Raw genomic sequence first — 21,133 nt, 5'->3', positions numbered from 1 at the left:
CACGGTTCGTCATTTTTTGAGCAAAATGTGAATTTTCCCGGATCTACTGGACATTTTCCCGGGACACGAGTATGATATTGTCACTATGTACGCGCCCTCGGGCGCCCATCCATCGGCACAGAGGGCCGCGCCCCTGTGCAGGGAGGTAATCCATGGCCAGTTCCATGTTCGGCGGGATACACCCCGCTTCCCGAAAAGAAAATACCCGGCGCAAGCCGCTGATGCTGCTGGAGCACCCCCCGGCCCAGGTGGCCCTGCCTCTGGCTTTTCACGGAGGTCCCTCCTCCCTCCCCCTGGTCAAAGCTGGGGAACGGGTGTATGCGGGACAGCCTATCGCCCGTCCGGAGGGCGAGGACGGGGCGGTGCTCCACGCCAGCGTCTCCGGACGGGTGGAGGCCATCCGGGAGCTGCCCCACCCCTGGGGCGGCCGCGCCCCCGCCATCGTCATCGCCAACGATGGGGACAATACGCCCTGGCCAGAGCGGCCTGAGGGCATCAAGCTCAGCCAGGCGTCCCAGGAGGAGCTGATGGTCCGGATAGAAGCCGCCGGCATCGTGGATATGGGCAGTGATCCCCTCCCCGCCCAGGTGAAGATCCTCCGGGCCCGGGGCCGGGTGGACACCCTGATCGTCAACGCCGCTGAGTGTGAGCCCTATATCACTGCCGACCTGCGCCTGCTCCAGGAGCGGGGGGAGCCCATTCTGAAGGGGACCCGCGCTCTTGCCAAGGTGCTGGGTGTGGACCGGGTGGTGCTGGCGGCGGAGAGCGACATGCTCACCGCCGTGGAGGCGCTGGAGCGCCGCATCAGCCGCAAGCGGAGCCGGGTGGAGCTGAAGACCATCCGCACCCGCTACCCCATGGGGGCGGAGAAACAGATCGTCCAGTCGGTCACCCGCCGGGAGGTCCCGCCGGGAGGCCGGGCGGAGGACGTACGCTGTGTGGTCTTCAACGTCTCGGCAGCCTTTGCGGTGGGCGAGGCACTGAACAAAGGCCTCCCCCTGACCCACCGGGCCGTGACGGTGACGGGGGGCGCGGTAGCCCGGCCCCGCAACCTGTGGGTCCCCCTGGGCACGCCGCTGAAGGAGCTGGTCTCCTCCGCCGGCGGCTTCCGGGAGGAGCCGGGCCTGATCCTGGTGGGCGGCCCCATGACAGGGGTGACCCAGAAGAGCCTGGAGGCCCCGGTACTGCCCAACACCAACGGCCTTCTGTGTCTGGCCCCCTGGGAGCAGCCCCGGGAACAGGCTCCCACCGTCTGTATTCGGTGTGGGCAATGCGTCTCCGTCTGCCCCATGCACCTCTCCCCCATCTTTGTGGTCCGGGCCCTGAAGGAAAACGCGGCGGAGCGCCTGCGCTCCCTCCATCCGCAGGACTGCATGGACTGCGGATGCTGCACCTATATCTGTCCGGCCCATATCCCTCTGGCCGACCTGGTGCGCCAGGCGGCTGGTCAGGTGCGGGAACTGGAGAAAGGGGGGGACCTCCATGGCTGATCTCCGCACCTCTGTCCCGCCTCAGCTGGCACAGGCCACCAGCACTACCTCCATCATGCTGGATGTGATCGTGGCCCTGATCCCCGCCCTGGGCATGTCCGTCTATCTCTTCGGTCCCAGAGTGCTGGCTCTCACCCTGATCTCGGTGGGCGCCTGCGTCCTGTCGGAGTATCTCTACCGGCGGCTGACCCACCAGTCCAACACCCTGCGGGATTGCTCTGCCTGTGTCACCGGCCTGCTGCTGGCCATGTGTCTGCCGGCGGCCTCCCCCTACTGGGTCCCCCTGCTGGGGGGTGTCTTTGCCATCGTGGTGGTGAAACAGTTCTACGGCGGGCTGGGCAAAAACTTCATGAACCCGGCTCTGGCTGGGCGGATGCTGCTGTCCACCTTCCCCTTCTTGATGACCACCTGGGTGGACGCGCTGGACTATCTCCCCGTTTGGGGTGAGATGGACGCCGTCACCTCCCCCACCCCCATGGCCGCCCTGCACAGCGGCAGACTGCCCGAGCTGGACATGGGGCAGATGCTGCTGGGCCAGCACGGCGGATCCATCGGGGAGGTATCTATCTTTATGCTGCTGCTGGGCGGCCTGTACCTGATCATGCGCAGGGTCATCTCCCCACGCATCCCGGCGGCCTTTCTGGGGACCGTGGCCGTCCTCACCTTCCTCTTCCCCCGGGATGGCACCTCCCTGGAGTGGATGACGGCCCAGCTGTGCAGCGGCGGGCTTGTGCTTGGGGCTTTCTTTATGGCGACCGACTACACCACCTCCCCTGTCACCCCCCGGGGACAGGTACTATACGGGGTGGGCTGCGGCCTCCTCACTGTACTGCTCCGGTACTATGGCTCCTACCCCGACGGGGTGGGCTGGGCTATCCTGACCATGAACTGCCTGGTGTGGCTCATGGACCGGGCGGGGATGCCCCGCCGGTTCGGGGTGGAGCGCTTCACCGCCGTGCGGGAGGGGCTCCGCGCCGCAGGGGAGAGCCTGTCTGAGATCAAATTTGTCAATCCGGGCCGCCCCTCCTCCCTGTCCTGGGGGACCATGCCCGGCGAGCGCTATCTGGACCAGCTCCGGCCCCAGGCCAAGGCCGCCGGCATCCTGCTGGCGGTGGTGATGGTCACCGGTCTGGGGATCTACTCCACCTACTGGCTCACCAGCCTGGACACCCAGCGCTCTGAGCTGCGGGCGGAGGAGGCCCTGCTGGCCCAGGTGATGCCGGGGGCTGAGATCAGCACTGAGACCCCTTACCGCGCCCCAAATGCCCTGAGCATCACGGCAGGGTACCGGGAAAATGAGCTGCTGGGGTACTGTGTGGAGGTCCAGACCCATGGCTTCAGCGGCCCCATCACCATGGTGGTGGGCGTGGACCTGAACGGCCAGGTCACCGGTGTGGCGGTGACGGACCACAGTGAGTCCACAGGGATGGGGACCATGGCCATGGAGAATGCCCAGCTGCGAAAGTATGTGGGCATGTCAGGCACCATCCGGACCTCTGGTGCCAACTCGGTGGATGTGGTAACCGGGGCTACCGCGACCTCTGAAGCTATCACGGCCGGGGTCAACCAGGCTCTGGCCATCGTGGCCAACCTGGAGACCGACGGCTCCGTCCAATATGTGGACAGCGACGTGTAGCGGGAAAGAAAGGAGCGGATCGGATGGATTCCGTACAACTGGCAGGGGTGGCACTGGCCGCCCTGCTGTCTGAAAATTTCATCCTGGTCAACTGCCTGGGCATCGGCACCCAGGTGGAGGCCTTCCACAGCACCACAGCAGCCCGCCGCACCGGCCTGAGCCTGACCCTGGCCATGGTGGTCACCGTATTTTTTACCTGGTGTGCGGACTTTCTGGTGCTCCGGCATTTTGGGTGGGTGTATCTGCGCACCCTGGTCTTCTCCCTCATTGCCCTCCTCACTGTCTTCCTGCTGCGAAAGGCAGCCCGTCTCTGGCCGGAGCTCTCCCATCGAATCGACGCCGACCTGGCCTCGGTATCCACCAACTGTGCGGTGCTGGGTGCGGCCTATCTGGCCGCCCAGCGCAGCTACACCCTGTCCCAGGCCCTCACCTTCGCCCTGTGCGGCGGCCTGGGCGTCCTGGTGGTCCTGATGAGCTACGCCGGCCTGCGGGAGGAGATCAGCCTCACCAGCTGCCCCCGGCCCTTCCGCGGCCCGGCCATCGAGATGGTAACTGCCGGCCTGATGGCCCTGGCCCTGGTTGGCTTCTACGGGCTGCACCTGTCCTGATCCGTAAGGCAAGCAAAAGACCGGCCCCGGACATCATCAGATGTCCGGGGCCGGTCTTTTGCTTCTCCCTTATTTCAGCTCAAAGGAGGCACACTCGGTCTCCCGACAATTGCAGGGGGAGGCGTCGGTGCAGCCCACCTTGATCTGGCTCAGGGAGCAGTAGTTCTGGGGATTGTGATAGGCGCAGCTGTTGACAGTACACTGAATATTGGAATTGCAGCTCTTTTTGTTATCCATCTGAAAGACCTCCTTTTGTGGACGGTCCTAGTATAAGCTGCCGCGGCAGTTTTATGTGTGGTCCGGGCCGGAATCTTCTTCATCGGCCTGCACCGGCTCTTCAGGCAGCACCTTGGGGATGAAACGGCGGGCAAACCTGCCCCGGCCACGGTTTTTCACATAAAAATACCCAATGATGGAGAATACAAAGGCGCCGATGAAATTGACGAACAGATCCTTCATGGTATCCAGCAGACCTATGTCCAGATAGCCGCCCAGCCCCAGAGGGATCTCCTTCCCGCCTGCCACCACGATCACGTCTGTGATGCCCCGGATGGCGGTGATCTTGTTGCCGCCGGTGGGGTCCAGCATGACGGTGCTAATGTCGTGGACAATGGTGTCCTTCTGCATGTCCAGCAGGAAAAAGCTGTCCATGATACACTCAAAAAATTCCCACAAAACACCGATGGTCATGGAGAAGCAGAAGGCCACGATGGCCATGAACACCGGGGAGAGGGACAGGGAAAACCGCTCGTTGCGGTTGAACAGGTCCACCAGTGAGAAGCCGATGGCCGCGCAGAGGAAGCCGTTGAGCGTATGGAGCATGGTGTCCCAGCCATGGAAATAGGTATAGTAAGCCTGGATCTCTCCCAGGATCTCCGCAGAGAAGATGAAGAGCAGGATGATGATCTCCAGCGTGTCGGGCAGATCGATGCGGACCCGCCGCTCGATGACGGTGGGCAGGGTGAACAGTACCAGCGTCAGGATGCACAGGAACACGTTTTCAAAGTTCCCGTTGAGAAATTGGGCCACCATGGTCAGGATGACCAGGACTCGAAGAATGATGTAGATGGTGACCACCGTTTTTTTCCCCTTCAGCTCTTCCCGCAGCTCACGCCGCATCCGGGCAGTTTTGCCGGGATCTTTTGGTCGCATCTATATCTCCCCTTTTATATTATATATTGTTATAGTATAGCGGTTTCCGGAACAAAAGTCAAGGAAACCGGGGCGGCGCCCGGTGGCTGTCCCTCTCTGTCTTGGTCTCCCGGAACAGAGAGCGAAAGTCAGAATCATGAAAAAAGGGTGGCAATCCCGCTATCTTATGGTATGATAGAGGCAGAATGATCAGAGCCGGCCCCCAGGGCCGGTCTGAGGGGAGGCCGATCCCATGCCCGCATTTTCCCCCCGGATACGGGGCCACATCGACGAGGCGCTGACCTTTCTCAAATGGGTCCTGTACGCCTGCAACATCGGGCTCATCGTGGGCGCTGTTGCGGTGGCGTTTCATTACGGAATCGACTGGGCGGCTCAGTTCCGGGCGCACCAGCCCTGGGTCATTCTTTTCCTTCCCCTGGGAGGCGTGGTCATCGTCCTGCTCTACCGCTGGAGCGGGATGGAGCGGGACCGGGGCACCAATCTGGTGCTGACGGCGGTCCGGGAGGCCGAGCCCATCCGTCTGCGCACCGCCCCCCTCATCTTCCTGTCCACCATCCTGACCCACCTGGTAGGCGGGTCGGCTGGCCGGGAGGGGGCCGCCCTCCAGCTGGGGGGCTCCATCGGGGCCTGGGTGGGCAGAAAGATCCACCTGGATGAGAAGGACCGCAGGATCATGGTCATGTGCGGCATGTCCGCCGCCTTCTCCGGGCTGTTCGGCACCCCCATCACCGCCGCCATCTTCGCCATGGAGGTGGTGAGCGTGGGAGTGATGTACTACGCCGCCATCGTCCCCTGTGTCGTCTCCTCTTTGGTCTCGGTCCAGCTGGCCCGCTTCTTCGGCCTTCATATAGGAACAGGCTATCTCATCGGAAATGTGGCTGTCCTGGGTCCCTGGTCCATGGCCCAGGTGTGCGTGATGGGGGTGCTGTGCGCTCTGCTCTCCATCCTGTTCTGCAAAGTGATGCATGCGGCCCCCAAGCTCTATGCCAAATACTTCCCCAATCCCCTGGTCCGGGCGGCTGTTGGCGGCGCCCTGGTGCTGCTGCTGACCCTGCTGGTGGGGGAACAGACCTACAACGGCGCTGGGGATGCTGTCATCCGCCGGATGCTGGCGGGCGAGACCATCTCGGAGGCGTTCCTGCTCAAGCTGGTCTTTACCGCCCTCACTCTGGGGGCCGGCTTCCGCGGCGGCGAGATCGTGCCAGTGCTCTTCACTGGTGCCGCCTTTGGCACGGTGGTCGGACCGCTGCTGGGCCTGTCCCAGTCCTTCGGCGGGGCGCTTGGGATGACGGCGGTATTCTGCGGCGCTACCAACTGCCCCATCACCTCCATCCTCCTGGCCTATGAACTATTTACCAGCCGGGGCCTGCCTCTTTACGCCCTGTGCTGTGCCATCTCCTACATGCTCTCCGGGTACTACGGCCTTTACAGCGAGCAGAAGATCATCTACTCCAAATTCAAGGCCACCTGGGTGGACCGAAAGGCGGAGTAGTTCCCCCTGTCCACGGCGCCGTTCTTCTGCTCCACGCTCAGCAGCGGAATGGTGGGCCTGGGTGCTCTGTCTATGGGCCGCAGTTTCTTCAGCGACCTCCATGTGACGGAACTGTAAAACAGTCCTATTCAAGCTCTTATTTTATCAAGCGGAGACATCCCGGCAGAATTTCCGGGACGTCTCCGTTTTTTCTTCATAAAATGAAAAAAATATTTTTCCCCTTGCAAATTTAATATATTTTTTCATTTTCTCCATTATTGCACTTTCTCCTTTGTTTTCTCTGTACTTTTTTCCTTTCATGTAAGAACGCATAACCTTTTCCCTCTCTTTTCTTTTTTTGCCTTTCTTCCGGGTTTATTTTTGGTCAAAACATTCAATTTCTGCGGCACCCTTCTCTATTCTCTTGCCTGTTGTGCTGTCCACCCCCTTCATCTCTTTCCTTGTTCATATGTTCCCTCCGTTTACTCAATCGTCAAAATATCGAGTATTCGATATTTTCGATTTGAAGTATTGACTTTTCAACATTTCATGTTATCATAGGTCTAACCAAAGAAACTGCAAAAAAGGATGGTATTTCGACATGGAGCTTCCCGCCGCCTTTTCCCAGCGGATCAAGTCCACTCCTCTTACCGCAAAGGAAGCCTTGGTGGCGGAATACATCCTGAACAATTTTCTCTCCGTATGCTATGTGTCCACCAGTGAACTGGCCCGCATCTTGGGCGTCAGCGACGCCACGGTCTCCCGTACCAGCAAAGTGCTGGGCTACCGCTCCTTTCTGGACCTTCAGAAGGAGATACAATCCTTTGTCTCTCAGAAAGCGGATTATGCACAGCGTGGCTTCTTCCCTCCCATTGAGCGTCTTCATACCCATCAGAGCCTGGATGCCAAGGAGAATATCGTAGCACAGTTTTCCACCCTTACCTACAAGAACCTACAGAGCGTTTTGGAAAAAAACTCCGAAGAATCCATCCATGCGGCGGCGGATCTGCTTTGCTCCTGCCGCATCAAATATATTGCCGGGCGCCGGCCCACCGCACCTATTGCTGAGAAATTCAGCTTTTTGATGCGCATGGTTGTCCCCGGTGTCGTATCGGCCACAGGGAGCGTCACCTTTGAACAGCTGCTGGACATCTCCCCAGAGGACTGCCTGTTCGTCATCAATTTCAATCCCTACGGTGAGGAAGTCCGGCGCTGGATTGATCTTGCCCACAGCCGCGGGGCGAAAATCATCCTGCTCACTGATAAGCCCTCCACTCCCTTCTCCGATTTTACTGATGTGCTGCTGTTGGCGGACATATACAGCGTCAGCTTTTTCAACTCCAATGTATCCGCCACTTTTCTTCTGGAGCTTCTTGTCTCTCTGGTCGCAGACCAGATGGACGAGACCGCCACCAAGCGCCTGGATCTTTTGAACCCTTACTTCGAGCGGAACAAGCGCTGATCTTCTCTTATGGGATCTCCCCTCGCACCGAGGGTGGTCTGAATATGCTTACCCCACTAAAAAAGGAGGAACGCCAACATGAAAAAAGCACTCTCTCTTGCCCTTGCACTGGCGCTCTGCATGGGGCTGTTCAGCGGCTGCGGCACTGAAACCGGCTCCAACAGCACCAGCCAGCCCGCGCAAAGCAGCGGGGAAACTGTTAAGACGGTGACGTGGGCCAGCACCAGCGACATCACCGGCCTGGACCCCAGAAACGGCAACTCCACCATCACCGCCAGCATTCTGGCCTCCCTTTACAGCACCCTGGTCAAGACGGACCCCCAGGGGCAGATCGTGTGCGACGCTGCTGAGAGCTATGAGCAGGTGGATGACACTACCTGGCACTTCACTCTGCGGCAGGACGTGTACTTTACCAATGGCACCCAGATGACTGCTGACGATGTGGCCTACACCATCAACAGCCTGCGTGACTCGGAGAAGCACTACGCTCTGTCCGGCGATTTCTCCTTCATGCAGGTGGAGGTACTGGGCGACTTCGAGTTCAACATCATCACTGACTACGCTTTCCCCTCTCTCCCCCTGCGCTTGAACTATATCAAGATCGTCCCCAGTGCCTATGTGGAGGAAGTGGGAGACGAGGGCTTTGCCGCCGCCCCCATCGGCTCCGGCCCCTTCAAGTTCGTCTCCTGGGAGAAGGACCAGAAGGTGGTGCTGGAGAAGAATCCCGACTACTATGGCGAGGTGCCCCAGATCGATCAGCTGGTCTTCCGGGTCATCCCCGAGGCCGCCGACCGGGTAGCCGCTCTTCAGGCCGGCGAGGTGGACATCATCTGCAATATCCCCACCACCCAGGCCGAGTATCTGGAGAGCCTTGACGGCATCTCTGTGGTGGGCCAGCCCTCCACCCGTGTGGTCTGGCTGCAGTTCAACCTGGTAGGCGGCCCCACCCCCCTGGACGATGTGCGGGTGCGTCAGGCCATCAACTATGCGGTGGACCGGGACGCGCTGATCGCCGGCGTGCTGGACGGCTACGCCGTCAAGGTCGCCTCCATCTCCACCCCCGAGTACGAGGGCTATGATCCCAATGTGCAGGGCTACACCTACGATGTGGAGAAGGCCAAGCAGCTGATGGCCGACGCCGGCTATGCCGACGGCTTTGACATCGAGTGCTCCGTCTCTCCCGGCCTGCTCAACAGCACCGACGTGGTCCAGGCCATCGCCTCCCAGCTGGCTCAGATCGGCATCAACGTCACCATCAAGCAGGAGGACTCCGCCACGCAGCGGGACGAGATCGGCGCGGGCACTGTGGCCCCCCTGTTCCTCCAGGGTCTGGGCGGCCCCTACTGCGATATCAACCTGATCGCCTCCATTGGCTTTACTGAGGGTGCCCGGTACTGCACCTGGGTCTCCCCCGAGTTTATGGATCTGGCCTCCCAGGCCGCCTCTGAGATGGACGCTGAGAAGCGCGTGGCGCTTTACAGCCAGATGCAGCAGATGATGGTGGACGAGGCCCCCGCCCTGTGGCTGTATCAGCAGGACACCCTGTATGCCTACAACTCCAAGAAGGTCCAGAATTGGACTGCCCGCACCGACGAAGTCGTCCTCATGGACGGCGTCTCCGTGGCCGGCTGAGCGATTTGCTCCCTTAACTGAATATCCGCAGCTGGTGCGGTATTTCAATGGCAGAGAAACAGGCGGCGCACCCGTGATCTGGAACGGGTGCGCCGTTTCTCACTATCCTGGCTCGCTATGAAAGGTTGAAAAGCATGGGGAAATACTTACTCAAGCGGCTCGGGCAGTCCATCATCGCGATCTTGGGCATTACCGTAGTCGTATTTTTTATCCTGCACCTCACCGGGAACCCGGTGGAGCTGATGGTCTCCCCCACCACCTCCAAAGAGGAAATGGAGATCCTCAGTGAAGAGATGGGCTTCAATGACCCCCTGCCCGTCCAATATGTCCGCTTTCTGAAGGGGGCGCTGGTGGGGGATTTCGGCACCTCCTACTACTACAATGAACCGGCCATGTCCGTGGTGCTGGAGCGGGCGCCTGCCACCCTGACGCTGGCCTGTGCGGCCCTGCTCATCTCCGTGGTACTGGGCATCCCGGCAGGCATTGTGGCGGCTGTGAAGCGCAACAGCGTCTCCGATGCCGTAATCCGGGTGCTGGCCCTGCTGGGCCAATGCATGCCCGCCTTCTGGCTGGGCATCATGCTCATCATGCTCTTTGCTGTGAAGCTGGGCTGGATGCCCACTGGCGGCGCAGAGGATGGCCTGCGTTCCCTGATCCTGCCCGCCTTCACGCTGGGGGTCTTTTCAGCGGCCACCATCTGCCGGCTCCTGCGCAGCAACCTCATCGAGGTGCTGGGCAAGGAGTATATCGATGTGGCAAAGGCCAAGGGTCTTCCCAAAAGCAAGATCATCGGCAAGCATGCCCTGAAAAACGCGATGAGCTCCATCATCACCATCCTGGGCATGCAGTTCGCCTCTCTGCTGGGCGGCTCGGTCATCACCGAGCAGGTCTTCGCCTGGCCGGGCGTGGGACGTCTGGTCATCCAGAGCATCACCACCAGCGACTTTGCGGTGGTGGAGTGCATCGTCTTTCTGATGGCGGTGATCTTCGTGGTGATCAACTTCATCGTGGACGTGCTGTATTGCGTGATCAATCCCCGCGTCCGGCTGCAATGAGGAGGTAGGATCAGTGAAAAAAGGATTTAAAAGCGCCTGGTCCAGCCTGAAGAACAGCAAGACCGGCATGTTTGGGCTGATCCTGGTGCTTCTCATCATCATCTGTGCCATCTTTGCCCCGCTCCTGGCGCCTTATGACCCGCTGGCTCAGGACGTCATGATCAAGCTGAAGGACCCCATCTGGGGCGCTGACCCTGTGGCCGGCCATCTGCTGGGCACTGACCAGCTGGGCCGCGACATTCTCTCCCGTCTGCTGTACGGCGCCCGCGTCACCCTGATCGTAGCTCTGGCCGGCACCGTGGTAGGCGGCATCGTGGGCGTGGTCCTGGGCAGCCTGGCCGGCTACTACGGCAAATGGGTGGACGCGGTCATCATGCGCCTGGTGGACATCCAGCTCTGCTTCCCCTTCACGCTGCTGGCCCTGTTTATCGCGGCAGTGCTGGGCTCCAGCCTGGGCAATGTCATTTTGATCGCCGGCATCACCAGTTGGGTGCGATACGCCCGCCTGGTCCGCGGCGAGATTCTGGGCATCAAGGAGATGGAGTATATTGAGGCCATACGCGCTGCCGGCGGCACCGATGCCCGCATCATTTTCAAACATATCCTGCCCAATATCATCAGCCCTGTCATCGTTATCGCCACCCTGGAGATGGCCAAGATCGTACTGATCGAGGCCTCCCTCAGCTTCCTGGGCTACGGTGTCCCTATCACCATCCCCACCTGGGGGCGGATGCTCAGCGAAGCCCGTGACAACATTCTCACCGACCCCTGGCAGTGTATCTTCCCCGGTCTGTGCATCACGCTGACCGTGCTGGGCGTCAATCTGCTGGGCGACTGGCTGCGGGATTACCTAGATCCCAAACTGGATGTATAAGGGGGGAGCTCAGTTATGCAGAATGAACCTATGCTTTGCGTACAAGATCTCAGCGTCAGATTCAAGACCAAATACGGCTCCGCCGCTGCGGTGAACCACGTCAGCTTCTCCTTGAAAAAAGGGGAGAAACTGGGTCTGGTGGGGGAGTCCGGCTCGGGCAAAAGTGTCACTTCCAAGAGCATCATACGCCTGCTGCCCACCCCGCCCGCTCAGATCACCGGGAGCATCCGCCTCAACGGGGAAGAGCTGCTCACCAAGACCGAGCGCCAGATGTGCAGGGTCCGGGGCAACCAGATCTCCATGATCTTTCAGGAGCCCATGGTCAGCCTGGACCCCCTGTTTCCCATTGGAGACCAGCTTGGAGAGGTGGTCCGCCTCCACAAGAAGGTCTCCCAAGCCCAGGCCAACGAGATGTCTATCGAGATGCTGCGCACCGTGGGCATCCCCAGCCCGGAGACCCGACTGAAGCAATATCCCTTTGAGCTGTCCGGCGGCATGCGCCAGCGCGTCATGATCGCCATCGCTCTTCTGTGCGACCCGGAGCTGCTCATCGCGGATGAGCCCACCACCGCCCTGGATGTAACTATCCAGGCCCAGATCCTGGACCTGCTCCGGTCCATAAACGAAAAGCTGGGCACCTCCATCATTCTTATCACCCACGACCTGGGCGTCGTGGCCTCTATGGTGGATACTGTGGCAGTGATGTACTGCGGCCACATCGTGGAAAAAGCTGATGTGCGCACCATCTTCCAGCACCCTCTTCACCCCTATACGGAGGGACTGCTCCGCTCCATCCCGCACATGGATGACAGCCAGGGGGACCTGGCCACCATCGAAGGGTCGGTCCCCAGTATCTATCACATGCCGGAGGGCTGTGCCTTTCACAACCGCTGTGCCTGCTGCCGGAAGATCTGCACCCAGAAACAGCCTCCCCTCCTGACCCTGGATGGGGAACACACCGTCCAGTGCTGGAAATATACGCCCCAGTGGGACGAGGAAGGGGGGAGCGATCATGTCTGAACGCCCGATCCTGCTCCAGGCCGACCACCTGAAAAAATGGTTTCCGGTACGCAAAGGGGTCTTCTCCAAGGCCGCCCAGTACGTCAAAGCCGTAGACGACGTCTCCCTGGTCATTCGGGAGGGGGAGACCCTGGGCATCGTCGGGGAGTCCGGCTGCGGGAAATCTACCCTGGCCCGCACCATGATGCGGCTCATCGAGCCCACCGAGGGCACGGTCCTTTTTCAGGGTCAGGATCTGACCAGTGCCGACAAGGAGAGCCTGCGCCGGATGCGCCGGGATATCCAGATCATCTTTCAAGATCCCTATGCCTCCCTCAATCCCCGCCAGCGGGTCTCCGATATCCTCGCTGAGCCTTTTCTGATCCACAAGCTGGGCAGCCGGGAGGCCGCCATGAAGCGCGCGGAGGAGCTGCTGGATCTGGTGGGACTGTCCCAGGACAGCATGCGGAAATTCCCCCATGAGTTTTCCGGCGGCCAGCGCCAGCGGCTTTGTATTGCCCGCGCCCTGTCCGTCAGTCCCAAGCTGATCGTCTGTGACGAGTGCGTCTCCGCCCTGGATGTGTCGATCCAGGCCCAGATCATCAACCTGCTCATGCACCTGCAGCAAAAGCTGGGCATCGCGCTGGTCTTCGTCTCCCATGATCTACGTGTGGTACAGCACATCTCCACCCATGTGGCGGTCATGTACCTGGGCAAAGTGGTGGAATATGCGGAGAAGCAGGAGCTCTTTGCCCACCCCACCCACCCCTATACCCAGGCTCTCCTCTCCGCCGTCCCCCTGCCAGACCCCACACGGCAGCCGGAACGCATCATCCTTCAGGGTGACCTGCCCAGCCCCATCGCCGTCCCCAGCGGCTGCCCCTTCCACCCCAGATGCTTTGCCGCCATGGCAGAGTGTGCCTCTGCCGTCCCGGAAGCCAGGGACATCACGCAGAACGGACATATCTGCAGCTGCCTGCTGTGCGGACAGTCTCAGTCTTAAGGAGGTATTTCTGTATGAATTCCCAATATCAGCACGCCTATTGCCAAGTGAGCGGCACGCCCTTCGAGCAGGGCGTCCAGCAGGGGCAGGAGCTCTCTGATGCCATCCGCCGCAACCTGGCTTCCGTCCACCGGAAGCTGGAGCAGGAGAAGGTGGACCTCCAGGCCTATCAGGCCTTTGTGAACCAAAACCTCCGTTTCTTCCAGGAGCAGCGGCCTGAGATGTACGAGGAGCTCCAGGGCATCGCCCAAGGCAGCGGTCTGCCCCTTGACGACATCCTGCTGCTGAACATCCCCGCCTATTTCCTCTGTGAGTCCTTCCGTCACATCACGCAGGAATGCAGCATGCTCTGTGTCCGGGGACAGGCTGCCGCTGACGGATGCACCTACATCATCAAGAACCGGGACATGGGCATGCCCATGGAGCAGGCTCTGGTCCGCCACATCTACCCCGACGGCCAGGAGATCATCGAGGTGGGCGGGGCCGGTATCCTCACCTATCCCGCTGTAGGCATCAACAGCCATGGTCTGGCTGTGACCACCACCGGCTTCTGGACAGAGAAGGACCCCACCCGCATCGACCGGGTGGAGGAGGCCGATATCTTCCTCAATGTGCGGGTCCTCCTCTCCTCCTGCAGGACCGCCGCCCAAGCGGTGGAGTTCTGCCGCACCGCCCCCCGTATGAACGGCCTGAACGTCATTGCCGCCGACCCCACAGAGGCCTATGTCATCGAGATGACCTCCGACGAGATCTATGTGGAAAAGGATGAGGGCAGGGGGGTCCTCTTCCGCACCAACCACGTGGTCAGTGACCAGCTCAGCCATTTCAATCCCCCGGAGGAAAACTACCCCTCCACTCACAAGCGCTATGACCGCATTGCCCAGATGGTGGAAGAGCGCTACGGCTCCCTCCGGTTCCAGGATCTCTACCGCATCATGTCAGACCACACCAACGAGCCGAACTGTATCTGCCGTCATCCCCACGAGGGCGTCCCCGCCACCACCGTTTCCACCACCCTCTGCGTGGTAGAGGACCGCGAGGTGTGGACTACGCTGCAAAATCCCTGTCTGGCCCTGCCCCATGTCCAGATCGGAGAGCCCTCTGCACAGTGAGTCCCCTGTGCCAGGTTCTGGCCCCGGTACGCACCGTCCCTTCTCTTTATTGGTTCCCAATATCAAAAAATGGTCAGCAGAAATTCTGCTGACCATTTTTCTCTTTTCGCTTTTTGATGCTTCAGGCAGGCCGCTCAATCCTCCTGACTGATCCCGTCCAGCACCATATGCCCGTCAGAGAGAAGGGCTCCGCCGCAGCCGTCCACCCGCTGGGTGCCGGCAGCGTGGTACTCCCCGTCCACATACATGACGCTGTTGAGCATGGTGCTCATGGCCTGGTCCACCGGGACCCGCACCGGCCGGTGCCCCTTCTGTTCCAGAAGCCGGATGGTGTCCTCTGAGATCCCGAACTCCAGCTCCAGCCCCTGTTCCCGGGTCAGGCAGTTGAGGTAGGGCTGGCGGACCAGCTGCTCCGGCAGCATCCCAAAGTCCACCGCGTTGACGATCCCCTGGAGGGTTCCGGTGATGATCCGGGGACCGCCCGCCGCGCCGATGGCCAGATAGGGCCGTCCGTCCTTGAACACCATGCTGGGGGCCATGGAGGACAGAGGCGTCTTCCCCCCCTGGATGCTGTTGGCGCTCCCATAGGTCAGTCCCTGGCTGGTGAGTGCGCCCGGCTTGGCGCTGAAGTCGGACATGGCGTTGTTGAGCACAAAGCCGCAGCCGTCCACCACGATCCCGCAGCCGAACCAGTCCCGTACAGTCTGGGTCTGGGAGACCGCGTTCCCAAAGCGGTCCATCACTGCAAAGTGAGAGGTGTTTCCTGGGTACTCCTTGGCCTCGATCCCCTCCGCCGGAGCGTATTCCCCCGCCGTCTCCGGTGATGAGAGGGCATACCGCTCCGCCGCGTGGGCCTTGCTGGTCAGCCGCTCCACGTCCACCTGGACGAAGTCGGGATCGCCCAGAGCCACGCTTCGGTCCGCAAAGCCCAGCTTCATGGCCTCCGCGATGGCATGGATGGAGGCGGCGGTGTTGTGTCCCATGGCGGCCAGATCGCTGTGCTCCAGAATGTTCAGCATCTCCACCACGGCGCATCCGCCGCTGGGCGGCGCGAAGGCCGCCACCTCCAGCCCCCGGTAGGTGGTCTTCACCGGGGTACGGTACTTGGGCTGATATCGGCTCAGGTCCTCCAGGGTAAAGCACCCGCCCCGCTGGTTGATCTGCTCCACCATTTTCCGGGCCACCGGCCCGGTGTAAAAAGCGTCCGCCCCCTCCGCCGCCACCAGCTCCAGCAGGCCGGCCAGCTCAGAGTTCACCTGCTTCTCACCGAAGCGGTAGCGGCTCCCGTCCGGCTTCAGATACAGCCGCCGGAACTGGGGTGAAAGATCCAGCTTCCGCCGGACCGAGTCGTCCTCCATGGTGAGCTCTCCGGTATAACTGGTGCCGAAGCCCTCCCGGGCACAGCGGATGGCGGGAGCTGCCGCCTGCGCCAGCGTCAAAGTGCCGTACTCCCGCAGCAGGGTTTCCATGGCTCTCAGCAGCCCCGGAATGGCTACCGACTGGCCCCCCAGGTCCTTCCACTCGTCCTGGACCTCTCCATCCTTGAGGAACAGGTCCTCCCCCGCCTTGGCGGGAGCCACGCCCCGGGCGTCCAGCGCCAAGACCTTCTGATCCCGCTGGGAGTACAGCAGGCTGAAACAGCCGCCCCCGATGCCGGAGTGGTGGGGCTCCACCACAGAGAGGGTCAGAGAGACCGCCACAGCGGCGTCAAAGGCATTCCCTCCGGCCCGCAGCATCTCCAGCCCCGCCCGGGTGGCATAGATATTGTTGCAGCTGACCGCTCCGCAGTCCCCGTGGGCGGAGGGCTTGCTCCACCGCGAGGGCCACATGTACTGCTGCTTCTTTGCTTCACTCATACTTGATCCGCTTCCCTTCCCGGCCGCGCCGGACAGTGTTTTCATCGAGTCTTGTTCGGATTCCATTATTCCTTCGCCAAACCATGCGTCTTTTTACTGGTCGCCAGAGATACCACAACACCCACTGTATAGCTGACCAGCACTGTGGGGTAGACCGCCTCCAGTGTGTCGGTCAGGCCCAGCAGCATCCAGGCCACACCTACCACCATGCCGCTGGCCATGGCCCAGAAGGCCCCCTGCCGGGTGCAGCGCTTCCAGGTCAGGCCCACCAGGATGGCGAAGCTCACCGGGGCGGCGGCCACGTGCTGCAGGGTGAGGAACAGGTTGGTGAGGGCGGCGCTGGGCATGATGACCGCAGGGATCAGAGTCAGGTAGGCAAAGACGAAAGTGATGATCTTGGACAGCTTCAGCAGCTTGGCGTCGTCCACGTTGGGATTGATGTCGTTTTTATAGACATTGGTAATGATGGTGCCTGTGGCCAGCATCATGGTGGCCATGGTAGCCGCGATGATCATGGTGGCAAAGGCAAAAATGATCCCAGCGAAAGCCGGATTGCTGAAGGTCTTGATGGAGTAGGCAAATGCGGTGGCACCGTCGCCCAGGTCCGCACCGGACGCCTTGGCAAAGATGCCGCAGGTGGCGGTGAGCAGGCAGATGGGGGCAGCCAGCACATAGCCCAGGATAGAGCCGGTGCGGGCGGCGGAAGCGCTCTTTGCGGCCAGCAGGGGCTGGAGCACGGACTGCATCACTGCGGTGGACAGGCAGCCGCCCAGGATCCAGGCGATGATGCGCTGGGTGGGCATATTGCCCATGGAGGAGTACTCTGCGGGAAGTTCAGAGAGCATCACGGTGAAGCCGCCGAACTTGGGCAGCGTCATGAGCACGAAGGCAATGAGCAGGATGTAGATGCCGAAGCATACGATGCGCCCCACAGCGGACATGCCCCGCATGCCGGAGAAGCTGGTGTAGATCACGGCGATGGTCAGGCCGATGAGCATGGCCAGCGTGATGTTCAGACCGGGGATGGCGATCTGGATGATGGAAGCCACGGTCTTGAGCTGATAGGGGATGTACAGGAAGCCGTAGACGATCCAGGCGTAGGAGTACAGGCGGCTGGTCTTGGTGTCGAAGCGCTTTTGCAGATAGATGGGCACCGAGTCGCCGGGCATGTTGTTGCGGATCAGCTTGGCGAACAGGGCCAGCGCGATGAAGTAGAAGGAGCCGGCGATGGAGTACCAGGCCCCGGAGATGCCCAGGGTGTAGCCGTTCTGAGCCGCCCCTACCACGGCCATGCCGCCAATCTGCCAGGCGGCAAAGACACAGCCCAGAGTCAGGGGGCCCATGGTCTTGTCACCGCCCGACCACTGGTTGGCACTTTTGATCTTGGTGCCGGACCAGACACCGATCCCCACGATAATGACAAAGGTCACGATCCATGTTGCGATTAACATACGGTTCTCTCTCCCTTTTGTTTATTTGCAGCGGATGCCGGTGCCGCCCCGCCTCCGGATGCGGAACAGATACCGCCCACCGCAGCTGCTCAAACCTGCCTGTGCCCTCCCTTTGCAACATATTACATTTTTCCTATTTTATTAAATATGTAATATATTACTTGAGCTCTAAAAAAGGAGAGCGCGCAGAACCGCTATTCTGTTCGCTCTCCAATACACTTGTTTTATGGCCTTATCATAAGATATTTTAGGGGCAATGTCAAGAACTTTTTCGAGCTCTGGTTGAAAACATTTTATATGGGATATATTTACATATTCAGACAAGTCAAACGGCCGCATCCTCCCGGGACACGGCCGTCCATGTTTTCTTCCACTATTCCGCCCAGAAACGGCTGACGGTGCGGCGGTAGGAGTTGGTCAGGTGTCGGGCCATGGCCTGCTCTGCCCGCTCGGCGCTCCCTTCCGCGATGGCATCGCAGATGGCCACATGCTCATCAAAGACGATCTTGGCGTCGATGGAGTTGTTATACACCGACTTGACCTCAAACCGGAGATAGTGGTCCAGGAGCAGCTCGCACTCCCGGTAGAGCAGGCGGTTCTGAGTGGCCGCCGCCACTGCCCGGTGGAAGATGTGGTCCAGGCGGTACAGGTGCTGCCCATCCCTGGTGGAGAGCTGGTCCCGGAGGCGGTCCAGGCTCTCCCGCATGGCCTGAAGGTCCCGCTGGGCAGCACGGTTCGCCGCCAGCTTCGCGTTGATGCACTCGATATACATCCGGGTCTCCAGGATGTCCCGGGCGTCCCGGTCAGACACCGGCACCACCTGCACCCCCTTGCCCCGGGAGAAGGAGACATAGCCGTCCTTCTGGAGCTCCAGCAGAGCCTCCCGCACCGGGGTTCGGCTGATGCCCAGCTCCTTGCAGATGTCGTCCTGGGAGTAGATGGCCCCTACCCGAAACCGGTTGAAGAGGATCGCCTCCTTGATCAGGCGGTATGCCTGTTCTTTATAAGAGGGCGTGGCCCCCACATCCTGTCCGCCAAACAGCTCCTCTGCCATAAGCTCTCCTCCCGTCCCATGCCAGCTTTTCCCCATCTTACCATCCCCGGACGCCCGGTGTCAAGCGGAGCTACGTACCTGCTCCCGGGGCAGCGGGGTCTTAGCGGATCAAGGCTCCCCGCGCCGCGGTGGAAGGTGCTGTCCTCCCCTGTGCCACTCCATATGGTACTCTTCCCGGCCGGTGTTCTCCTCCCGCTCCGCGGCCCGGATGGCAAAGCCCTCCCGCTGGTAAAAGCGGACCGCCGGGCTGTTCTCCCGGTACACGTGGAGTGTCAGGCTCTCCCGCCCCTCCTTGGCCCGCTCCAGCAGCGCCCGCCCGATCCCCCTGGACCGGGCGGCACGCCGGACGAAGAGCCCCGCCAGATAGTCGCCGGTCAGTCCCGCAAAGCCCTGGAGCCCCTCCCAGTCCTGATAGACGAACACCTGGGCGGCGGGCAGCGCCGCCCGCACCTCCTCCATATGGTCACACCAATAGCTCTCAGGAAGAAAGCAGTGGGCTTCCAGGTTGGCGTCCAGCCAGATCTGCATCACCTGGTCCAGATCCTCCGGACGGAGAGCCCGGATCATAATGCCGCCCCCCCTCTTACAGCCCGTTGACCACGTTGGTGGGCCGCTCTCCGTTCAAAATATGCCGGGCGTTGGTCCACATGGTCAGATGCGCCTTGGCAAAAGCCCCCCCGGAGCTGCCCCCCAGGTGGGAGCTGTAAACCACCCGATCTCTGACCTCCGGCGGCAGGTCCACCAGAGGGTGGTCGCCGGGGGTGGGTTCCGGGAAAATAGTATCCAGCGCCGCGCCCCGGATGGTCCCGTCTATGAGTGCCTTCCGCAGGGCCTGGTTGTCCACCAGGTCGCCCCGGCCGCAGTTGACCAAGATGGAGTTGGGCTTCATCCGGGCCAGGAAGGCCCCATCCACCATCTCCCGGGTCTCGTCGGTGACCGCGCAGTGGAGCGAGATGATGTCGCACTGGGCGGTCAGCTCCTCCAGAGGCAGATAGGTCACCCCAAAGTCCTCCTCCACCTGAGGCGGACGGCGGTGGCGGGTGTAATAGTATAGCTTGCAGCCGAAGCTGGCCAGCCGCCGGGCGGTGGCCTGGGCGGTGTCTCCAAAGCCCACCAACCCCACCGCACACTGGAACAGGCCGGGGGCGTGGGCGGCGATGGCCTTCTGCTTCATCTGGATCTGCTGCCCCTGGATGACGGCGTTGTGTCCAGGGATGCCGAAGCGCAGAGCCATCAGCATCAGCATGATGGTGTGCTCCGCCACCGATTCCGCGTTGCACCCCTTATTGTTGCACACATAGATCCCCCGCTCCCGGGCGGCCTGGCAGTCGATGCAGTTGTACCCTACACCCTCAGAGTGGATCATCTTCAGCTCTGGAAGCTGGTCCATCACATCGGGACCCACATCCGTGATGGCATCCACAAAAATGATCCTCGCGTCCGCATTTTCCTGGGCCGCCTGGACATAGGTCTGGTCCGGGCGGCGGAACACCAGCTCCACCGGCATCTCATCCGCAAATGGGGGCCGGTACACGTCATAGCGGTCTCTGGGGCCAAAAACTAATATCTTCATGGGGTGCCCTCCTTATTTTAATTGTATGACAATTATACCACCCGGTTTTCGCCAATACAAGGGGAGCCTTTCTGCAAAATATTAGCACTCTTATTTATCGAGTGCTAATATTTACACTTGTGACACATCTGTGTAACAAAAAATTCATAATCCCTCACTATAATAAAGCCAAAGTTCAGAGAGGCCCGGGCCGGAGGATGCTCCGCCCGGGACCGAAAGGAGTTTTGACTTATGTATATGATCCCCTACACCCGCCGCAGCAACAGCAGCATGATGGATCTGTTTGACGAGTTGGAGCGCAGCATGTTCGGCGAGAGCGGCCGCCGCACGCCGGTCTTCAGCACTGATATCCGGGACGAGGGCGCCCACTACCTGCTCCAGGCCGACCTGCCCGGCTTCCGCAAGGAGGACATCGATCTGGATGTAAAGGACGGCGTGCTCACCATCTCTGCCAAGCACCAGGCCGATGACCGCACCGCCGCCGACAACTACATCTGCCGGGAGCGCCGCACCGGCAGCTTCTCCCGGTCCTTCACCCTGGACGGCATCCAGGAGGACGCCATCCGGGCCTCCTATCAGGACGGGGTGCTGGAGCTCATTCTGCCCAAGCGGCAGGAGGTCCTTCCCCAGTGCCACAAGATCCAGATCCAGTGAGGTCTCCCCAGCCGCGGGGGGGGGGGGGGGGGGGGGGGGGGGGGGGCGGGG

Annotated in this window: 19 protein-coding genes; 12 read left to right on the top strand and 7 right to left on the bottom strand. The window is 61.1% G+C overall.

Annotation, left to right across the window (positions count from 1 at the left end; all coding sequences use genetic code 11):
* Window positions 1-152 precede the first annotated feature (152 nt).
* Genes rsxC through NE584_RS14555 form a run of 3 tightly spaced genes read left to right on the top strand, consistent with a single transcriptional unit; the run spans window position 153 to window position 3,734 of the window.
* Window positions 153-1,490 (top strand): electron transport complex subunit RsxC, encoded by a 1,338-nt coding sequence (gene rsxC, locus NE584_RS14565; RefSeq protein WP_108980645.1) that lies wholly within the window; start codon window positions 153-155, stop codon window positions 1,488-1,490.
* Complete coding sequence (locus NE584_RS14560) at window positions 1,483-3,126, top strand: RnfABCDGE type electron transport complex subunit D (RefSeq protein WP_077138717.1); 1,644 nt, start codon at window positions 1,483-1,485, stop codon at window positions 3,124-3,126. Before rsxC ends, NE584_RS14560 begins: the two co-directional genes overlap by 8 nt.
* 23 nt (window positions 3,127-3,149) lie before the next feature.
* Complete coding sequence (locus NE584_RS14555) at window positions 3,150-3,734, top strand: Rnf-Nqr domain containing protein (RefSeq protein ID WP_108980644.1); 585 nt, start codon at window positions 3,150-3,152, stop codon at window positions 3,732-3,734.
* Between the two features lie 69 nt (window positions 3,735-3,803).
* Here NE584_RS14555 and NE584_RS14550 read toward each other — a convergent pair whose 3' ends face one another.
* Together NE584_RS14550 and NE584_RS14545 are read right to left on the bottom strand one after the other, a co-directional pair.
* Window positions 3,804-3,971 carry a DUF1540 domain-containing protein gene (locus NE584_RS14550; RefSeq protein WP_077138716.1) on the bottom strand — a complete coding sequence of 56 codons (168 nt, stop codon included), beginning with the start codon at window positions 3,969-3,971 and terminating at the stop codon, window positions 3,804-3,806.
* A 51-nt stretch (window positions 3,972-4,022) separates the two neighbouring features.
* Window positions 4,023-4,886 (bottom strand): hypothetical protein, encoded by an 864-nt coding sequence (locus tag NE584_RS14545; RefSeq protein ID WP_050623601.1) that lies wholly within the window; start codon window positions 4,884-4,886, stop codon window positions 4,023-4,025.
* Between the two features lie 232 nt (window positions 4,887-5,118).
* Here NE584_RS14545 and NE584_RS14540 point away from each other — a divergent pair, with 232 nt between their 5' ends.
* The 8 genes from NE584_RS14540 to NE584_RS14505 all read left to right on the top strand — a co-directional run bounded on the left by NE584_RS14540 (window position 5,119) and on the right by NE584_RS14505 (window position 14,494).
* Window positions 5,119-6,378 carry a chloride channel protein gene (locus NE584_RS14540; RefSeq protein WP_050623600.1) on the top strand — a complete coding sequence of 420 codons (1,260 nt, stop codon included), beginning with the start codon at window positions 5,119-5,121 and terminating at the stop codon, window positions 6,376-6,378.
* Window positions 6,379-6,958: 580 nt separating this feature from the next.
* Window positions 6,959-7,819 (top strand): MurR/RpiR family transcriptional regulator, encoded by an 861-nt coding sequence (locus NE584_RS14535; protein WP_050623599.1) that lies wholly within the window; start codon window positions 6,959-6,961, stop codon window positions 7,817-7,819.
* 78 nt (window positions 7,820-7,897) lie between these two features.
* On the top strand, window positions 7,898-9,451 hold the full coding sequence (locus NE584_RS14530) for an ABC transporter substrate-binding protein (protein ID WP_050623598.1): 1,554 nt from the start codon (window positions 7,898-7,900) through the stop codon (window positions 9,449-9,451).
* 134 nt (window positions 9,452-9,585) lie between these two features.
* Window positions 9,586-10,506, top strand: coding sequence for an ABC transporter permease (locus NE584_RS14525; RefSeq protein WP_050623597.1), 921 nt, complete (start codon window positions 9,586-9,588; stop codon window positions 10,504-10,506).
* Window positions 10,507-10,519: 13 nt separating this feature from the next.
* On the top strand, window positions 10,520-11,380 hold the full coding sequence (locus NE584_RS14520) for an ABC transporter permease (protein ID WP_077138715.1): 861 nt from the start codon (window positions 10,520-10,522) through the stop codon (window positions 11,378-11,380).
* 15 nt (window positions 11,381-11,395) lie between these two features.
* Window positions 11,396-12,400 (top strand): ABC transporter ATP-binding protein, encoded by a 1,005-nt coding sequence (locus NE584_RS14515; protein WP_050623596.1) that lies wholly within the window; start codon window positions 11,396-11,398, stop codon window positions 12,398-12,400.
* Complete coding sequence (locus NE584_RS14510) at window positions 12,393-13,382, top strand: ABC transporter ATP-binding protein (protein WP_050623595.1); 990 nt, start codon at window positions 12,393-12,395, stop codon at window positions 13,380-13,382. Before NE584_RS14515 ends, NE584_RS14510 begins: the two co-directional genes overlap by 8 nt.
* 14 nt (window positions 13,383-13,396) lie before the next feature.
* Window positions 13,397-14,494, top strand: a complete 1,098-nt coding sequence (locus NE584_RS14505; RefSeq protein WP_050623594.1) for a C45 family peptidase — start codon at window positions 13,397-13,399, stop codon at window positions 14,492-14,494.
* Window positions 14,495-14,628: 134 nt separating this feature from the next.
* Here NE584_RS14505 and ggt read toward each other — a convergent pair whose 3' ends face one another.
* From ggt to NE584_RS14480, 5 genes are all read right to left on the bottom strand, one after another.
* Entirely contained in the window at window positions 14,629-16,350 is a 1,722-nt protein-coding gene (ggt, locus tag NE584_RS14500) for a gamma-glutamyltransferase (protein WP_108980643.1), read from the bottom strand.
* A 65-nt stretch (window positions 16,351-16,415) separates the two neighbouring features.
* On the bottom strand, window positions 16,416-17,801 hold the full coding sequence (locus NE584_RS14495) for a sodium:solute symporter family protein (protein WP_050623592.1): 1,386 nt from the start codon (window positions 17,799-17,801) through the stop codon (window positions 16,416-16,418).
* A 373-nt stretch (window positions 17,802-18,174) separates the two neighbouring features.
* Window positions 18,175-18,855 carry a GntR family transcriptional regulator gene (locus tag NE584_RS14490; protein ID WP_050623591.1) on the bottom strand — a complete coding sequence of 227 codons (681 nt, stop codon included), beginning with the start codon at window positions 18,853-18,855 and terminating at the stop codon, window positions 18,175-18,177.
* A gap of 108 nt (window positions 18,856-18,963) precedes the next feature.
* Window positions 18,964-19,422, bottom strand: a complete 459-nt coding sequence (locus tag NE584_RS14485) for a GNAT family N-acetyltransferase (RefSeq protein WP_108980642.1) — start codon at window positions 19,420-19,422, stop codon at window positions 18,964-18,966.
* Window positions 19,423-19,438: 16 nt separating this feature from the next.
* On the bottom strand, window positions 19,439-20,428 hold the full coding sequence (locus NE584_RS14480) for a 2-hydroxyacid dehydrogenase (RefSeq protein WP_050623590.1): 990 nt from the start codon (window positions 20,426-20,428) through the stop codon (window positions 19,439-19,441).
* Window positions 20,429-20,659: 231 nt separating this feature from the next.
* On the opposite strand from NE584_RS14480, the gene NE584_RS14475 reads away from it, so the two are divergent.
* Window positions 20,660-21,082 (top strand): Hsp20/alpha crystallin family protein, encoded by a 423-nt coding sequence (locus NE584_RS14475; RefSeq protein WP_050623589.1) that lies wholly within the window; start codon window positions 20,660-20,662, stop codon window positions 21,080-21,082.
* Window positions 21,083-21,133: the final 51 nt, after the last annotated feature.

Origin of the sequence: Clostridium sp. DFI.5.61 (assembly GCF_024462915.1) — a bacterium.
GTDB lineage: Bacteria > Bacillota > Clostridia > Oscillospirales > Oscillospiraceae > Lawsonibacter > Lawsonibacter asaccharolyticus.
This window is presented reverse-complemented; position numbering and strand designations above follow the sequence as displayed.

What these genes read in the sequence shown, in the direction of transcription:
- rsxC (WP_108980645.1), top strand. Translation starts at nt 153, where the DNA reads ATGGCCAGTTCCATGTTCGGCGGGATACACCCCGCTTCCCGAAAAGAA.
- NE584_RS14560 (WP_077138717.1), top strand. Translation starts at nt 1,483, where the DNA reads ATGGCTGATCTCCGCACCTCTGTCCCGCCTCAGCTGGCACAGGCCACC.
- NE584_RS14555 (WP_108980644.1), top strand. Translation starts at nt 3,150, where the DNA reads ATGGATTCCGTACAACTGGCAGGGGTGGCACTGGCCGCCCTGCTGTCT.
- NE584_RS14550 (WP_077138716.1), bottom strand. Translation starts at nt 3,971, where the DNA reads ATGGATAACAAAAAGAGCTGCAATTCCAATATTCAGTGTACTGTCAAC.
- NE584_RS14545 (WP_050623601.1), bottom strand. Translation starts at nt 4,886, where the DNA reads ATGCGACCAAAAGATCCCGGCAAAACTGCCCGGATGCGGCGTGAGCTG.
- NE584_RS14540 (WP_050623600.1), top strand. Translation starts at nt 5,119, where the DNA reads ATGCCCGCATTTTCCCCCCGGATACGGGGCCACATCGACGAGGCGCTG.
- NE584_RS14535 (WP_050623599.1), top strand. Translation starts at nt 6,959, where the DNA reads ATGGAGCTTCCCGCCGCCTTTTCCCAGCGGATCAAGTCCACTCCTCTT.
- NE584_RS14530 (WP_050623598.1), top strand. Translation starts at nt 7,898, where the DNA reads ATGAAAAAAGCACTCTCTCTTGCCCTTGCACTGGCGCTCTGCATGGGG.
- NE584_RS14525 (WP_050623597.1), top strand. Translation starts at nt 9,586, where the DNA reads ATGGGGAAATACTTACTCAAGCGGCTCGGGCAGTCCATCATCGCGATC.
- NE584_RS14515 (WP_050623596.1), top strand. Translation starts at nt 11,396, where the DNA reads ATGCAGAATGAACCTATGCTTTGCGTACAAGATCTCAGCGTCAGATTC.
- NE584_RS14510 (WP_050623595.1), top strand. Translation starts at nt 12,393, where the DNA reads ATGTCTGAACGCCCGATCCTGCTCCAGGCCGACCACCTGAAAAAATGG.
- NE584_RS14505 (WP_050623594.1), top strand. Translation starts at nt 13,397, where the DNA reads ATGAATTCCCAATATCAGCACGCCTATTGCCAAGTGAGCGGCACGCCC.
- ggt (WP_108980643.1), bottom strand. Translation starts at nt 16,350, where the DNA reads ATGAGTGAAGCAAAGAAGCAGCAGTACATGTGGCCCTCGCGGTGGAGC.
- NE584_RS14495 (WP_050623592.1), bottom strand. Translation starts at nt 17,801, where the DNA reads ATGTTAATCGCAACATGGATCGTGACCTTTGTCATTATCGTGGGGATC.
- NE584_RS14490 (WP_050623591.1), bottom strand. Translation starts at nt 18,855, where the DNA reads ATGGCAGAGGAGCTGTTTGGCGGACAGGATGTGGGGGCCACGCCCTCT.
- NE584_RS14485 (WP_108980642.1), bottom strand. Translation starts at nt 19,422, where the DNA reads ATGATCCGGGCTCTCCGTCCGGAGGATCTGGACCAGGTGATGCAGATC.
- NE584_RS14480 (WP_050623590.1), bottom strand. Translation starts at nt 20,428, where the DNA reads ATGAAGATATTAGTTTTTGGCCCCAGAGACCGCTATGACGTGTACCGG.
- NE584_RS14475 (WP_050623589.1), top strand. Translation starts at nt 20,660, where the DNA reads ATGTATATGATCCCCTACACCCGCCGCAGCAACAGCAGCATGATGGAT.